Consider the following 16275-nt stretch of genomic DNA (forward strand, 5'->3'; position numbering starts at 1 on the left):
CTCGATGCCTTTTCCGATAAAAACGAGCGATGTTTTTCTTGGCTCGCCTGCTTGCCATGGGCGGTCAAAATAACTGTCTAGACGCTTACCCACAGCCTGCAATACTTGTCTCATTGGCTTACCTGGCAAAGCTGCAAAACCTTTTACTCTGAAGATATTGAAGTCACTAACAACGTTTTGTATCGCTGCTTGAATTTTATCGCTATCGACTTCACCGATCTGAATCACAAACGAATCGAAATGGTCATGTGCATGCTCGTGATGTTCGCCGTGCGCATGGTGATGATCATGGTGATTATGTATTTGCTCGATACGCTCTTCAGCCGCAGCATCAATGCCGATGATGGCATTGAGCTCTGCTTCACCGTTACTGATATAGGTCGTTTTGACTTCGCTTGGTACGCGCTTGCCGACAATCGTTTCAACCAATTGACGTTGTGGCGCGTCTAGCAAATCATTTTTGCTAACCACAACCAAGTCTGCAGCACTCAATTGATCGTCTAACAGTTCTTGCAAGCTAGGGTCGTGATCAAGACTTTCATCGGCCAAACGCTGTGCCTGAACCTTACCTTCATCGTGCGCAAATCGCCCTGATGCCACCGCTGGACCATCGACAACCGTTACCACGGCATCGACGGTGCAATATTCTTTAATGCCAGGCCAATTGAATGCCTGCACTAAGGGCTTGGGTAGTGCTAAGCCACTGGTCTCAATCAGAATGTGATCGATATCATCACGACGCTCTACAAGCTGCTGCATAACAGGCAGAAACTCTTCTTCCACCGTACAGCAAATGCAACCATTGGCGAGTTCGTAAATACCATTGTTAGCGCTAGAGTCGGAGTCAACAACACCACTTTCAGCACCATCTTCTTCACAAGACAAAGGACAGCTACGTAGCAGGTCCGCATCAATATCAAGTTCACCAAATTCATTGACAATAACGGCGATTCGTTTGCCTTCAGCTTGCTGAATGACATTTGATAGTAAGGTGGTTTTACCACTTCCTAAAAAGCCAGTAACGACGGTGGTAGGTATTTTATTTAATTGCATCATTTATCTCGCTGTACTCTCGTTGTTGTTCTATCTTGGTTGTCTTTGTGCTTAATCAAACTCACCGACAACGTGTGTTGTTTTCTGCTGCTAGCGCTTCACTTGTCTCGGTACATCTGGTTTAACCTTGGGCCGATAGACATGCGCTTTGTCTTTGGCATATAGATAAGAATCGGCAAAATCGTCGGTATCCAACACATGACCGACCAGGATCAAAGATGTTCGAGTAAATTTCTTTTCGCGTACTTTTTCGACGATATCTTTTAATGTTCCTGTGACTTTGTCTTCATCGGGCCAACTGGTTCTGTAACACACAGCTGCAGGGCAGTCTTCGCCATAATGCGGAATCAGCTCTCCAACAATTTTATGGATGCGGGTGACGCCAAGATGGATCGCGAGGGTCGCGCCGCTTTGTGCCAGCTGCGGAAGCCGCTCTCGCTCAGGAAACGGAGTTTTGCCTTCATAGCGCGTCATAATTAGCGTTTGAGAAACGCCAGACAAGGTCAACTCTTTACCTAAATACGCGGCAGACGCAGCAACAGCACTGACACCCGGTATGATTTCATAATCAATACCAGCTTGCTCTAGCCGTCTAATTTGCTCACCAATCGCACCATAAAGTGAAGGGTCACCACATTGAAGCCGCGCAACGTCTTTACCTTCTTGGTGGGCTTTCTCAATGTGCTGGCTAATTTCTTCTAAGTCGATAGAGGCGGTATCGACAATCAACTCTGCTTTATCTTCAACTGAATCCAAGACCTCTCTGGGTATCAATGAACCGGCGTACAAAACAACAGGACAACGCTCAAGTATACGCTGGCCTTTTAGGGTCATGAGCTCTGGGTCACCCGGACCGGCTCCAATAAAATAGACTGTCATAGTTTTTTCTTATAGCCTCTTGGCGTGTAAACCCATTCTTTTTTGCCATTGACGATATGTCGAGATTCGCTGTTTCCAACGCTCACAAGCGTGAACATATCAACGTCTTTGGCATCTAACTTATCTAGGGTGGTAATGGTGATGGACTCGTCTTCACGGGTTAATTGGCGCCCCAACAAAACGGGCGTCGAAGCCGGTCGGTACTGGAGCAAAACGTCTCGCGCATGGTTCAACTGCCAATCACGCTTTTTAGATACGGGGTTATAGAACGAGATAACAAAGTCACCTTGGCCAGCGCTATGAATACGCTTTTCGATCGTCTCCCAAGGCGTTAGCAAATCAGATAACGATACGGTACAAAAATCATGACCGAGCATGGCGCCGACACGGCTTGCGCCCGCTTGCATGGCAGAGATTCCAGGGACAACGTCTATCTCAACATCTAGCCATTCTGGATGATCTAAGGCCTCGCCTTGCGCTTGCTTTAAGAGTTGTTGATCCAACAATTCAAACACCAACGTTGCCATCGCATAAATGCCGATGTCGCCACTCGAAACCAAGGCGGTTGTTTTACCGCTAGCCGCGAGATCTAAGGCGAGTTTAGCTCGCCCGATCTCTTCCCCCAAAGGTAACTCGTGATGTGTTTTTCCATCACACACATCACCTAACAAGTCGAGATACAAACCGTACGCGACCAAATCTGAACTGGCTCCAATGGCGCTAAGCGCTTTCGGCGCCACAAGAGATCTATCACCAGGACCGGTGCCCACTACAAATAACTGACTCATGCTAATTTTGTTTCCTGCTCTTAATTCAAATGAACTATTTTTCCAATACGACCTAAGCACTATTACTTATCTGACGCTGTCTTAGTAAAGCTCCGTGCAATCGCGCACGTGGCTTTCTTTGTCTTTTGTTTCGATAAAACCAACTCCGCTGGCGCAGACGTCGTCTTTTGTGCCGAATACAATGCCGCCGATTCAGCGACCCCATACACGCCAACTGTGTCGAATATATAATCTGACTTTACGCTCAGCTGAGACTCAACCGTCGCCAACTGATCTTTGTCCCATGTGAGATACGGTAAAGCCAGGGATGCCGCCAAATCGATTAACCCTTGTTCGTCCGCCTTAATATCAATGCTTGCGATGCCGCTAATCTGTGAAAGCTCTAAACCCTTTTCCACAAGGCATTGTTCTAGCAAGGCACGAAGTTCTGACTCAGGGCAATGCCGCTCGCAGCCCATGCCCACGATGTAGATTGGTTTCAAATACGGATCCGCCGTCGTTAAGACCAAGCTTGCACTGAGTACTTCCGAAATAATTCGCCCAAACTCATTCGCGCCACCTTCATGCCCGGACAGCAAGGGAATAACAAATTCGCCACGTTCATCCAGAACGAGGACGGGCGGGTCTTCATGTTTGTTCACCATTACCGGCGCGAGTGTTCGCATGACAATGCCTGTGGCACAGATTAAAATCTGTCGTTCGCCGGCGCGAAATGAGTCTTGCACCGTTTGCGCAAAGGGTTGCGGTTTAAACGACACCTCGACTTCATTCGTAAGCGCAGTTGAATCGGTTCTAATTGCGCTTGCTAAGCGTTCTGCCAAACAGCGCCCGGCTTCGGTTAACGCGAAAATTCTAATCACGACTTCTCTCCTCTGAGCTACGATCTGCCGATGGTAAAACCACAAACAAAGAAAAATACGGCCCTTGCTCTGGAGATAATTGAGTTATATCGCTCACAATCTTCTGATTATCTCGGCCGATATATTCAAGATACGTGGCGTCGGCTAATCTTCCCGTTCGCTCAAGCAATGCCAATATTCTTGGGCGGGCCTGCCCTGCTTTCATGATCACCACACTATCGTGCTCGCTAAGGGCTCGCTCTATTTGCGAATCCTGATGACGGCCACTGACCACAACAAACGATTCTTTTAACATTGTAAGCGGTTGCATCATCGCGCTGGCAGCAGCATTCACAGACGAAATACCTGGGATCACCTGACAGGGGTAGTCATCCTGAAGCCGCTCAAGTAAGTAGGCAAACGAGCCGAAAAATAAGGGGTCGCCTTCACACAAAAACGCCACATCCTGCCCCGCATCAAGCGCCGCTTTTATCCGAACAGCGCCACTGTCGTAAGCGTGATTCGCTAAGGTACGATCCTTCGACATCGGCATCTCGATCACGACATCCTCAAGAACATTAAGACCCTGATCCGCCGCTCTCTCTTCACGTTCTGTCAGCGCGTTTCTTGCAATCATTTTCGCTTGTGAGCTACCGGTTTCACCACTGAGATAGCTGATCACTGGCGCGTTCTGGATTACTTTGAATGCCTTCATCGTTAGTAAGTCAGGATCACCCGGCCCAACGCCAACACCATAAAAGGCGCCGAGCTTATTCTGATTGACCTGCTGCTGGTTAGACATGATCCAAGGCCTCATTCGTTGCTGTCTTTTCTACTTTCACAAACTTATAAAGTGTGACGGGTAGTTGTGGTTTGTAATACAACTCACCCGCCAGCGTTTCGCCGCGACTAACGGCCAGCTCAAATGTTTCGACATGGCTTGTTTCATCGCTGAACCGAGATTGGTAAAACTGATAAAGTTGTTGGCGCGTTTGTTCGGTCACGGCACTGGCGACGACCATCCCACGCTCTGGTAGTTGCTCCCAGGCTAGATTTAGAATGTCTAATAACTGACCGCCGCTTCCGCCCACAAAAACCTTGTTAGCCGCGGGCAAAGTTGAACAAATATCAGGTGCACTGCCCTCAACAATTGACAAGTTTGGTTCAACTGCGAAACGGTGCTGATTCGCCTTCAAGCAGTCTAACCTCTCCGGATGATGCTCGATTGCATGAACCTGGGCACCTTTACCCCACAACGCTAGCTCTGTGGCAACACCACCGCAACCTGCCCCAACATCCCAAATGCAATCGTCTGTTGTCGGTTCTAACAAAGACAATATCGCTAAGCGAACTTCACGCTTGGTAATCATGCCTTTACCGGGTGCTTTGTCCGTCACAAACTGCTCATCCGGAATTCCCGGAAATGTCGGCGTATATTGCGTCGATTCAAGTGTCTGTAAACACACGACATTTAAGGGATCAAAACGTTGGCTTTGTGCCTCTCCATCAATGAGTTCATCAATTGATAATAGACGTACCCGTTCGTCTGAATAACCAAGCTTTTCGCAGACCGTCAGCGCTGCCATTTCAAAGCCACGGCGTTGGCATTCTTTAGCAATTGCATGCGCAGAACTATTTTGATCAGTGAGCAATACATAGCATGTATGCGGTTTGAGCTGAGTGGTCAAAGATTGTAATGGACGACCATGCAGTGAAATAACCTCAACATCTTGTAAGGACCAGCCGAGTCGATGGCAAGCGGCTTGAATGCTGGACACGCCCGCATGAAAACAAAGTTGATCTTGCCTCAAATCCGAAAAGCTCTGCCGTACCCATTTTCCGATACCAAAAAATAGCGGATCACCTGAGGCTAGCAAGGCAACTGTTTCACCTTCGTCCAGATAGCTCGCCAATTGCCCTTTTAAAATAGAGAGCTTAGGAAGCTGCTCAGTCACCTGCCTTTCTGAAATCCACCAGCGAACCGTCTCTAACTGTCTCTGGGAACCAATAATACGATCTGCTGACTGCAAAGCACTCAAGGCGACTTCGTCCAAGTTCGCTTGCTCCGAAACGCCAAGGCCAATTACATGTAAGGGCATTAATACCACTCCCCGCGATTACAGCGTAAAAGCGCATTACAAGCCGCGGCGGTAACTGCACTGCCACCTTGGCGGCCAGCCAAGGTTATACACTCCACGCCTAATTTTTTGTGTTCTTCCCAAAGCGCTTCTTTAGATTCTGCTGCGCCGACAAAGCCGACTGGCATGCCGATGATAAGCGCCGGTTTGTCTGCGCCTTGTTCCAACATTTCAAGTAATCTGAACAAGGCCGTTGGAGCATTCCCTATCAATACAACGCTGTCTTTCAAGAAGGGTGTCCAAGAACTTAAGGCAGCCATCGACCTTGTTTCGCCTAGTTGTTTAGCCTGTTGAATGGTGTCGTTATCGTTCAAAAAACACAGGGGCTCTCGTTCAATCATGCGCTTAGTAACGCCTTGCTTGACCATCTCCACATCGCACAAAATTGGCTTATTCTGACCCAAGGACGCTCTGCCTTTTTCGCAAGCACCTGCGCTAAACAGAATCTTATCCGTCAGCTCGGGCATACCTAAGCTATGTACGACACGCATCACGACCTGTTGTTGTTCTTTATCGAAACAACTCAAGTTGCTTAGCTGGCGAATCAGCTCAAAGCTTTGTCGCTCAATCGCTTTCGGGTCCAATTCGTAATCAAATGGCATCTCGGTTTCCTATACGTTTTTTTCGCTATTGTTTTGCTCAGTATCTTGATCCTCAAGGGTGAGAGAATCAGACAGCGAACTTTCGACGTGATGTAGGCAGTCATCAAGGTCACTGAACAAATGCTTGACTGGCGATATGTTTGGGCGCGTCAACATCACCACCTGAACCCCGAACTCTCGTGCGGCTACCAATTTCGCTTGCGTGGCATCGCCACCACTATTTTTAGTCACTAAACAGTCAATTCGATTTACCTGTAATAAGGCTCTCTCTGACTCAAGATCAAAAGGACCTATCGCTTTGATCCATTCCACGCTGCCTGACAATGACGCTCTTGATGGCGCGGCGGTTCGGTAGATTAATTTGCTTTCATCCTGAGTCGCTAGAACATCACTGAGTCGCGTCATGTCGTCTTGAGACAGCTGCCCGACAGTCAGCAAGATTCTCTTAAATTTGGCACATTCAGTGACCGCATCAGCCCATGAAGAGACCGAGATCCAGTTATCGCCCTTTTGCGCGACCCAAGGTTCTCGAGAAAATCGCCAATAAGGCAAGGCCAAGCTGTTACATACATCTATCGCCGTTGAACTCATTTTTGCTGCGTATGGATGCGTCATATCCAACACAGCACCGATGCCTTCCGATCTAATATATGCCTTTAAACCACCGAACTGTGTAAAGCCTCCGGAAATGACTTCGCAGGGTACGTCGGGTTGTCGAACCAAGCCTGCCACGCTATAAATAAGCGAATGATCGTTAGTATTAAACAAACCCTTTTCATAGGCGCGCTTCGTAAAAACTCGCGCATCTGCCGTTCCGCCCAGCAAGAGTATCTTCATGGGCTTTCCTCAGAGGCAAAACCAATAAATTGGCCTTGTCGATCAACAGAATACACCTCCAAGGTGACTGTATTATCAGGCAGTGTTCTCAATACGCGACGCGCTTCGTTAAGTGCTGCTTTACATAATTCATCGCCAATCAGTATCCCGGCATCGCGACAAATCTGAAATACCTGCATACTTGTATTCGCTTCTTGGATTTTATCGAGCACGCTTTGGTCTGCCTTCTGCGCTTTCGCGATTCGAGCAAGCTGCTCAAAATCAATGGACGAAGAACGGCTATTTAAATCCATGTGGCCATTTGCCAGCTTGCTTATTTTTCCGAACCCACCACAAATAGAGACTTTTTTGATGGGCGATGTTGAGGTGGGTACTTTTCGCAAGTGCTTTAGCAGCGCACCCACAAAATCACCCATTTCAATCAACCCCATATCGTTGAGTTCATATCGCGTCTTAATCGCTTCTTCGCTGGTGCTGCCTGTGGTAGCCGCAATGTGCGTGATACCATTTGCAGCCGCTACATCTACACCTTGATGGATAGATGCAATATAGGCGGCGCAAGAATACGGCCTAACTATTCCGGTGGTTCCCAAAATAGATAAACCACCCATAATACCGAGCCTCGGGTTCATGGTTTTAAGTGCGATTTCTTCACCGTTTTCAACGCCGACAGCAACCTTAAAACCACCAGAATATTGGTATACCTTGGCCGCATTCAATAAATGTGACTGCATCATTTCTCGCGGTACGGGATTGATCGCAGGTTCGCCGACCTTAAGCACCAAACCTTCTCGTGTAACCGTTCCCACGCCTTGCGCTGAGATAAATTGCACGCCTTGTTTTTCCTCTAAGTACAGCTCTACAAATACCAGCGCCCCATGAGTCGCGTCAGGGTCATCTCCTGCATCTTTAATGGTAGCGGTGCGTACACTCTTTTCAGGTTCAAGTGACTCGTACCCTTCGATTTTCAAAGAGACGACTTTACCTTTCGGCAAAGTGATCTCAACCTCATCGGGATGTTTGTTCGCCAATAAGGCTTGGGCAGCAGCAACACAGCACGCCGTCGCGCAAGAGCCGGTTGTTAAGCCGCTGCGCAAAGGTTTTGCTTGTTCACTGCTCTCTGGCCACATAGTGCTTACCTAGCCTGCTCATTATTGCTGAGCATATTGTAACTAAGCGCATTTTCAGTGCGGTTAACAGCTTCTGTTGTAGCCGAAAATGTCGTCACGCCCAAAAACAACGCTGCGATGGCTTCTGCATTAGAAGGGAAAAATAAGTGTAGATACGTAGCCGTCAAACTACCCTCGCGATAGATTGCTTCACCCGGCGCCGAATGCCTTTGTCTTTTACCGTAGCCAATAGGTTCTGGCGTATTTGCACTTCGAGAACGATGATGCGCATGCGCTCTTACATCACCTTCAGGCAAAGCGGCGGTCTGCATCCCCTGGCAACCGCGCTTTCCGCGCATGGCCCCATCGCCCGCCATTAATCCCGCCATAGAATAGCGCGCGTCTTCAAGATCAGTCAGCGATTCTAGGCAATATAAAAAACCACCGCACTCAGCCAGTACCGGTTTATTAGCACGATGGAATACTTGAACGGACTCGCACATGCTACGGTTTTGACTCAGTTTTTGCGCATAGAGCTCCGGATATCCACCAGGCAACCAAAGTGCATCTGCCACGGGCACTTGTTGATCAGACATGGGAGAAAAGAATTCGTAACTTGCACCCAATGTCTCTAACAACCGCAAATTGGCGTCATAAATAAAACTAAATGCTGCATCCTTAGCAATCGCAATGTGTTTTCCTTCAAGCAAACGACTTGGACGCGCTAATGAAGTGGATTTGAAATCGACCGGCTCAGGCAACTGAGTAATCGCCTGCTCACCAATCCACGAGACGCCTTTTTCAAAACGTACTTCAAGCTCTTCACGCACTTCATCTGCTTGCACCAAACCAAGGTGCCGTTCTGGTAAGGTAACTTCTTCGTCTCTCGCTAGCGTTGCCAATAAAGGGATATCTGAAGGAAGCGCATCTCTTATCAACTCTTCGTGCCGCGCTGTACTGCAATGGTTCGCGATAATGCCAGCCACATGAATGTCTGAACGATAGCGCGCTAAACCCGTAGCGATGGCACCCGCCGTTTGTGCCATGCCTTTCACGTTCAACACGATAACCACCGGTATATTGAAACGCGCAGCTAGATCAGCACTTGATGGCTCGCCATCAAACATGCCCATTGCGCCTTCGATAATAATGAGATCTGAAACCTCGGCCGCCTCATACAGTTTTTGCTGGCAATAAGCTTCACCTGCCATCCACATGTCTAGCGGCTCAACATCCTTACCAGAAGCTTGCGCCAGAATTTGAGGGTCTAGGTAATCAGGGCCGGTCTTAAATACCCGTACGTTTTTGCCTTTGTTTCGATACGACCGCGCAATCGCAGCCGTTACTGTTGTCTTTCCTTCACCAGAGCTTGGCGCGACAATGAACATAGCTGGGCATGAAGCCGTAGGGAGTTTAGAAGGCGATTGAACACTCATTAGAACTCGATCCCGGCTTGCGCTTTTACACCAAGACGAAAGGCATGACGCTCATCCTGAATATGGCTGATCGTATCGGCGATGTCTTCCAAGGCTTCGGGCATCTTTCGCCCCGTAATCATGACATGCTGATGTTTAGGTCTATTTTTTAGAGCTTCTAGAACCGGTTCCAATTCAAGGTATTTGTATTTAAACATGTAGCTCATTTCGTCAAAAATCAGAATATCGTACTGGGGGTCGGTTAGCAGCGATTTAGCGAGCTCCCACGCGTTCTGAGCGGCAGCTATATCTTGGTCTTTGTCTTGGGTTTCCCAGGTGAAGCCATGCCCCATTACATGCCAATCGATACGTTCATGGTCGCGGAATAGTTTGAATTCACCGGTTTCTTTTCGGCCCTTAATAAACTGAACGACCGCGGCTTTCTGACCATGCCCTACGGCTCTGGCCATCGTGCCAAAGGCGGAGCTACTTTTGCCTTTGCCATTTCCTTTCAACAAAATCAGAACGCCACGCTCTTCAGTTGCCTTGGCAATCTTTTTATCGATAATGGCCTTTTTGTGCGCCATGCGCTCTTGATGCGACTTCATGCCAAGCTACCTTTTCCTGTTGAGTTACTTAAAAGATCATCCTTTAAGGAGATATAGATTGCGCCCAAATTGCGCGCAAACTCTCTTCCACGACCACGGGGTATTGTCGCTTGCTCAGTATCCACCCATACACAGTCACCGGGTAGCCTAATTTGGCTGAGCGTTTCTCGGCTCCGACCATCAGACACTATATACGTCCGTATGTTTAGCCCTGGAAATTTCTGACTCATCGCTTCGCAATACCGAGCCGCTTCATTAACGCCTTCTATGATTGGTGTTCCACCGCCCGCTCGGAGCCCCTGCAACCAGTTCTCGATCTGTTTGGGCGCTCTCACTTTCGCCATGAGCGACAGTACTTGATTGTTACCAAAACCAAACACCGCAAGTTGCTCTCTGTTTAAGTAAGCCTCATTGGCGATCGCAGCAACAACACCTTTTGCACGTGCAAAAACGTCACCTTGTAAAGTAGAGCCCGAGGTATCAAACAAAACAACATGTAAGACTGACTGACCCAATTTTTGTTTCCGCATCTTGAGCTTATTAGGCGGCCACTCGCCAAAACTACTTAGCAGTGTGCCGAACCAATCAGGAAGTCGCCCGTCTTTGTTCGATGTTTGCCGGCCTATGGTAGAGCGCCCTTTTTGATTGGCAAACATCGAGTCTAACAATGCAGAGGGTTGGCTTATCGCACGCGCGTTTGATTTTGTGGGGATGGCATTCTCCGGTGATACAATACCGTTCATGCATTTTGGGTCCATACTCCCCCAATCACTGTCGGTACTATTTTGTTCGCCGGTATCGGCATCGCCCTTTGCGTCATTCTGGTTTGGTTGTCTATGTGAATCATCGGGTCGCTTAAATCCGGTTTCTGGAGAATCGTTGCCGGAGTTAGGATTACCGCTTCCGGAATCACCTTGAGCTGGTGGTGGCGCGTCGTGCCTACGGCGGTGGTGCAAAACCAGCTCTGAAACCGCATCAAGATCATCCAAGATGACCTCTTTTCGACCTTGCCAAGCGGCGTGCGCGCGAGCTGTTCGATACCAAACGATATCTGCTCTTAGTCCATCTACCAACGCATCTTCACAACGTTGTGCAATTTCAATTCGAATGGAGTCAGAGCATGCCACACCCTCTAAACGCTTTCTTGCTGAAACTACCTTAGCGATCAGTGCTTCTTGCTTTTCTTCATAGGCAAGAGTAAATGCTTCTGGATCGGCATCAAATGCTTCGCGCGTTTTAACGATGGCAACACGCTCTTCTACCGAGTAGCGGTTAGCTAAATCGACTGCCAAACCGAAACGGTCGTGTAACTGGGGGCGCAATTCTCCTTCATCAGGATTCATCGTGCCGATTAATAGAAACTCCGCCTTGTGTTGATGGCTGATGCCATCGCGCTCTATGTAATTGACACCACTTGCGGCGACATCCAAAAGCAGATCTACAAGATTGTCAGGCAATAGATTAACTTCATCGACGTATAGAACGCCGCCGTTGGCTTTACTTAGTAAGCCAGGTTGGAAATCTAAGGACTTGTCACTCAGCACTTTTTCCAAGTTCAGTGTACCGACCAACATCTCTTCACTCGTCCCTAAAGGCAAAGTAACAAAGGATGGTGAGTCACTGCCTAAGCGCGCATCGTCGTAAGGCAATAGACTAGCCAAAGCCCTAGCAAGGGTGGATTTTGCTGACCCTCTTGGGCCAGTGATAACGACACCGCCGATGGACGGATTGATAGCCACGAGAATAAGCGCAAGCTTGAATGAGTCTTGGCCGACCACTGCACTAAAAGGCATGTCTAATCTATCTGAATGATGCGCATAGTTCATAAAAGAGTCTCTCAAGTTTTCTTGGGCGGAAGTAAAAGCCATTAAGCAATCTCAGTTTCCGACCAAGCTTCTATTTCAATCATTCGCGCAGACTCTAAACGAATATGTCGCGTCGCGATTTTAGAAACAAACTCTTCATCATGTGAGATAACAAGCATTGCTTGCGGCAAGGACATCAAGACGTCGAGCAAGCGTTGTCTAGCTTCGTTGTCGAGCGCGTTTGTCGGTTCATCTAACAACAACACTTCTGGCTCCATGGCCAGTACCGATGCCAATGCGACCAAGCGTTTTTCGCCCCCCGAAAGCTGATGCGCAACTCGCTTCTCAAATCCTGCCATGCCAAGCGACCTAAGTGTTTGCTTGGCCTTTTCGAAGGCCCGCTCTCTGGTTTTTCCTAGATTTAGCGGGCCAAATGCCACGTCCTCTAATACAGTGGGGCAAAATAGTTGATCATCGGGGTCTTGAAATAGAAAGCCCGCCTTCGCGCGTACTTCAACAAATTCAGACTCTTGCTTTCTAAACTTGCCAAAAGCAAATACATCACCCGACTTTGCTTTTTTTAGCCCTACCAGTAAATGTAGAAACGTCGTTTTGCCCGCTCCATTCGGCCCCGTGAGCGCAACCCGATCACCCGAGTAGAGAGAGAAATCGACATGAGATAATACTTCCCCTCTTCGTGGGTAGCGGTAGCTTAAGCCTCGTGTTTCAATTAGCGCTTCCATAAAAGCCTCAAAGCAGGTTGATAAGAATTAGAGAAATCAAGAACGGAACGCAAACGATGATCAAGCAGTAATCGCGTGCGACTAACTTATCATCATCCAACAAATAGAAGCGGCCGTTGTAACCACGACACTTCATTGCCTCCATGATTCGCTCTGAACGTTCAAGTGCATGGATTAAAAGCATTCCCACTAAATAGCCAATTGAGCGCCATGTGTGCGTATCCATTCGCAGTACAAATGCCCGCGCCTGCATCGCACGTTTCATGCGTTTGTATTCCTGACCAATCACGTCGAGATAACGTACCGTAAACAGAAGCAAATGAACGAGCTTATCGGGTATACGTAACCGTGCTAAAGCATGCCCGAACGTTGTCGCATTCATGGTGCCCACAACAGCAAGTAAAGACAGAACAACGGTATTCGCTTTAACGGCAATCAATACCGCGTGGACCAATCCATTCTTACTCGCCGTCAACTCCGATATTTCGAAAAGCACATCATCTTCCCCAGAGACAGGCGTCGTAAATGGCAGCATAACAATCAGAAATATCATGAACATATCCATCGCCAGGACGCGTCTAAACGTGCGCTTGAGATTTAACTTCGCCAAGAAAACAAGAGCACACGCGATACCCAATTCGACGAGCACAACATTGAGTTCTTTCGACAACACAACAATGCAGGAAAAAACAGCCACCCAAATAATTCGGACTCGAGGATCGAACGAGTCGATCACCGAATCTTCATGCTTCAGCCTCTGCCCTTTCCACGAAGTGCCGCTGTGTTCGAGATTCTGTGGCACCTTAACTCGCCTTATTCTTTGTAGATTGATTTCGCTGCGTTAGCCAAATACCGATACCGCATAAGCCAAAGATGTAACCAATGCCACCCAAAGCATCCCGAAATGATGCTTTCTCTTTGTAGGCATTCAACTCTTTGCGCAAGGGCTTAATTTGTTTTGCGACAGCCTTTTCGATCAATGCTTGTAAGTCATTACCCACCAACATCTGTCCTCGAAGGTTTGTTTCCAGAGCGTCGGCAGATTCCACTGCCATAATCTCGCCTAAGGTATCCGATAAGTCTTCAGCCTTTAAAACTGTTTCAAACACGTGGCCTGCCCCTAGGTTCGCGTAAATATGATGATCAATCCGCTTCGTCGCTTCGAATGTAAAGAAGCCCTCCTCATCCGTTTCGACCAAAACAATTTCTTGACCCTGGAGATCACGAACCATTACCTTAGAGCCTAGTGGTGCCATCTCTCCATTGGAAAAACCTATTTCGCCCTCAACATCAACACCAATGGTATAAACGCCGCCCAGTACGTTATGCGCGACACTCTGCGAACTGACGAAAACAAGGAAGAGCAAACAAAGATTACGTATCATCCCAATCCTCCGATATACGCAGGAGCTCAGGTTTAACTTGTCGAATCAGCAAGACAGCCGCGCCGGTAACAAAACCTTCTAGGATCATAATCGGTATATGCGCCAATACGGTCGCTTGAGCCGCGAGCACAAACGCCTCTCCAGATAATGCCAGGGAGCCCGCAACTAACAATGTAGTTAGTAGAATCGCACCGGCGCCACCAATCGCGCCCCATATCGCAGCTAAATTTGTGTTCGGAGCAGAGATCCCTCTATGACATACGTAGTACATCAGCACAGCCGGTAGTGCGATATTAAATGTATTGACACCGAGGACAACGAAGCCGCCAAAGCCAAAGAAAACAGCTTGCAACAGCAAGGCAACAAGCAACGCGGGAAAAGCCGCCCAGCCAAGTGCCAGGCCAATCAAGCCGTTTAAAATAAGATGAACACTAGAAAAACCAAGTGGGAGATGGATATATGAGGCAACGAAAAACGCAGCCGATAGTACGCCGACTTGAGGTAAGTGGTCGTAATCGAGCTTCTTTAACCCGATCGCCACCCCCACTACACTAAGTACAACACCAGCTGCTAGAACCGGCGCCGCAAGCGCACCATCAACTATATGCACGTTGGCACCCTCTACTTAAGTTCATGGGCTTGCACCCAAATGACAGCGTCTTGAGACAGCTCTTTACCTTTAAATTTCTTTTGTGGCCCTACGCCCAGCGCAGCAAAACCCCATTGACCCGCCTTCGGTATCGCAAACGTGAATGTTCCGCTAGCATCGGCATAAATTGTCATCGTAATAAATGCTTCTGCAGGAACTTGAATCGTGGGATCACTAGAGAACGCATTCTTTGACATTTCAGGTAAATAGTTGATGTATTCAACTTCGATTTCCGCAAAAGGTACGGGCTTTCCGTGACTTCGCACAATGCCAGTGAAGCTTCCGCCCTCATAGATCGCGTAGGGTTTCGTAAGGGGCACGATTTCAGCTGGCAAGTTTAAGTCACTTTCCCAATCGCTTGGCAGGCTGCCTACATTGATAATGGTTTTTGCGAACTGTTGGATAAAAACATCTTCGCTTTTCTCCAAATATGGCGCCATTTCGAAGACAAAGATATTATCGCCTAAGCCTTTCAGCTTAACTGAAGACTCGTAAGAAATGCCCGTATTCTCGGCACTGGCCCAGTTACTTTCTACCAGCTTTGTGCTCAGATCTTTCTTCTTGCCTTTTTTGATGTGATAGAACGCAAGCGGCTTATCAACAGCCATCACATAACCATTGGCTGCTGGGTGGGTAAAGGGCATTCTCAATTCCACTATGCCGCCTTTGCTTCTTAATAGGTCAGGGGTATAGATCATTTGAAAATGTGCATTCGCAGTCGATGCAATCGTTAGCCATAAGCTAATTGCAACAACCCATTTGGTTAATAAGAGTAATGACTTACTATGAATTTTCAATAACTTGCTCCGCCTAGAAATAAGTATCAGCCGGAGTCGAGAAGGGAAAAAGTAATAGGATCGGAAGACATTATTACCTGATGAAGCCCTCCGCAACACCTGTATAACAGATCATCAGGTTGGTATCCGGACTCATCAGCTAGGCGCTAAACGCACCTAATCACTTCACCTTCCCACAAGTTTTAAAAGGAGCAAAACCTTTTAATTCACCTGCAGTGGTATACGAAGCGATATAACCAATTTACCGTTGCGGGGGCAGTGTCGGGTTCATAGTTAAACTCACCGACTTCCCAAATTGAAAAACAGTTCAAAGAACGATGTTTTTCACTCATGTCGTTAAACATGACCTAAGATCAAGCGCGAACTGTACTCATTAAGAATTGGTCTGTCAATTGAAAACCTTGTCTTGAAGTGAAGATGTCTAGTTTCGGGACTCCTTAAAATTTAGTGCTTTTCAGTCAGGTTTGACATAAGTGCCAATACCTCAAACTGATACAAACTACTCACTAATTCGCTTTAGAGGTGTGCTTTGTAACATTTCCGGAGCAGACAAAAGGTAGAGCTTTGTGCTCAAAGCCTGCATTCAGTCAGAGCTGAAGTCGGCTGTTTTATCCTCATTTGAAAAATG

Annotated in this window: 17 protein-coding genes and 1 riboswitch; all 17 genes read right to left on the reverse strand. The window is 47.8% G+C overall.

What is annotated here, in order from left to right; all coding sequences use genetic code 11:
• The coding region (gene cobW, locus A3735_RS24285; RefSeq protein WP_068638801.1) for a cobalamin biosynthesis protein CobW at window positions 1–1053 on the reverse strand (1053 nt) is incomplete at its 3' end.
• Between the two features lie 90 nt (window positions 1054–1143).
• Window positions 1144–1932 carry a precorrin-4 C(11)-methyltransferase gene (gene cobM, locus A3735_RS24290; RefSeq protein WP_068515059.1) on the reverse strand — a complete coding sequence of 263 codons (789 nt, stop codon included), beginning with the start codon at window positions 1930–1932 and terminating at the stop codon, window positions 1144–1146.
• A complete protein-coding gene (gene cobJ / locus A3735_RS24295) occupies window positions 1929–2720 on the reverse strand; it encodes a precorrin-3B C(17)-methyltransferase (RefSeq protein ID WP_068553735.1) in 792 nt (263 codons plus the stop codon). The genes cobM and cobJ overlap by 4 nt, the downstream gene beginning before the upstream one ends.
• Before the next feature lie 62 nt (window positions 2721–2782).
• A complete protein-coding gene (locus A3735_RS24300) occupies window positions 2783–3580 on the reverse strand; it encodes a cobalamin biosynthesis protein (protein WP_068511655.1) in 798 nt (265 codons plus the stop codon).
• Window positions 3573–4361, reverse strand: coding sequence for a precorrin-2 C(20)-methyltransferase (gene cobI, locus A3735_RS24305; RefSeq protein ID WP_068511653.1), 789 nt, complete (start codon window positions 4359–4361; stop codon window positions 3573–3575). Before cobI ends, A3735_RS24300 begins: the two co-directional genes overlap by 8 nt.
• The gene (cbiE, locus tag A3735_RS24310; protein WP_068511651.1) at window positions 4354–5658 is read right to left on the reverse strand and encodes a precorrin-6y C5,15-methyltransferase (decarboxylating) subunit CbiE; all 1305 of its coding nucleotides are present in this window, start codon (window positions 5656–5658) and stop codon (window positions 4354–4356) included. Before cbiE ends, cobI begins: the two co-directional genes overlap by 8 nt.
• Window positions 5658–6299 (reverse strand): precorrin-8X methylmutase, encoded by a 642-nt coding sequence (locus A3735_RS24315; protein WP_068511648.1) that lies wholly within the window; start codon window positions 6297–6299, stop codon window positions 5658–5660. The genes cbiE and A3735_RS24315 overlap by 1 nt, the downstream gene beginning before the upstream one ends.
• Window positions 6300–6308: 9 nt before the next feature.
• Window positions 6309–7136: a precorrin-6A reductase gene (gene cobK, locus A3735_RS24320; protein ID WP_068511645.1), complete on the reverse strand. Its 828-nt coding sequence runs from the start codon at window positions 7134–7136 to the stop codon at window positions 6309–6311.
• Window positions 7133–8266 (reverse strand): cobalt-precorrin-5B (C(1))-methyltransferase, encoded by a 1134-nt coding sequence (locus A3735_RS24325; RefSeq protein WP_068553736.1) that lies wholly within the window; start codon window positions 8264–8266, stop codon window positions 7133–7135. The genes cobK and A3735_RS24325 overlap by 4 nt, the downstream gene beginning before the upstream one ends.
• Window positions 8267–8271: 5 nt before the next feature.
• The gene (locus A3735_RS24330) at window positions 8272–9681 is read right to left on the reverse strand and encodes a cobyrinate a,c-diamide synthase (protein ID WP_068509163.1); all 1410 of its coding nucleotides are present in this window, start codon (window positions 9679–9681) and stop codon (window positions 8272–8274) included.
• Window positions 9681–10268, reverse strand: coding sequence for a cob(I)yrinic acid a,c-diamide adenosyltransferase (cobO, locus tag A3735_RS24335; RefSeq protein ID WP_068509165.1), 588 nt, complete (start codon window positions 10266–10268; stop codon window positions 9681–9683). The genes A3735_RS24330 and cobO overlap by 1 nt, the downstream gene beginning before the upstream one ends.
• The gene (locus tag A3735_RS24340) at window positions 10265–12136 is read right to left on the reverse strand and encodes an AAA family ATPase (protein WP_231872159.1); all 1872 of its coding nucleotides are present in this window, start codon (window positions 12134–12136) and stop codon (window positions 10265–10267) included. Before A3735_RS24340 ends, cobO begins: the two co-directional genes overlap by 4 nt.
• The gene (locus A3735_RS24345; protein ID WP_068509167.1) at window positions 12136–12816 is read right to left on the reverse strand and encodes an energy-coupling factor ABC transporter ATP-binding protein; all 681 of its coding nucleotides are present in this window, start codon (window positions 12814–12816) and stop codon (window positions 12136–12138) included. The genes A3735_RS24340 and A3735_RS24345 overlap by 1 nt, the downstream gene beginning before the upstream one ends.
• Before the next feature lie 7 nt (window positions 12817–12823).
• Entirely contained in the window at window positions 12824–13618 is a 795-nt protein-coding gene (cbiQ, locus tag A3735_RS24350; RefSeq protein ID WP_068509169.1) for a cobalt ECF transporter T component CbiQ, read from the reverse strand.
• A gap of 1 nt (window position 13619) precedes the next feature.
• Window positions 13620–14201 (reverse strand): hypothetical protein, encoded by a 582-nt coding sequence (locus tag A3735_RS24355; protein WP_082885988.1) that lies wholly within the window; start codon window positions 14199–14201, stop codon window positions 13620–13622.
• Window positions 14191–14811 (reverse strand): cobalt transporter CbiM, encoded by a 621-nt coding sequence (cbiM, locus tag A3735_RS24360; RefSeq protein ID WP_068510544.1) that lies wholly within the window; start codon window positions 14809–14811, stop codon window positions 14191–14193. The genes A3735_RS24355 and cbiM overlap by 11 nt, the downstream gene beginning before the upstream one ends.
• An 11-nt stretch (window positions 14812–14822) precedes the next feature.
• Window positions 14823–15647 (reverse strand): DUF4198 domain-containing protein, encoded by an 825-nt coding sequence (locus A3735_RS24365; protein ID WP_231872158.1) that lies wholly within the window; start codon window positions 15645–15647, stop codon window positions 14823–14825.
• 99 nt (window positions 15648–15746) lie between these two features.
• A riboswitch (cobalamin riboswitch) is annotated at window positions 15747–15994 on the reverse strand.
• Window positions 15995–16275: the final 281 nt, after the last annotated feature.

The sequence above is a fragment of the Oleiphilus sp. HI0061 genome, from assembly GCF_001635675.1.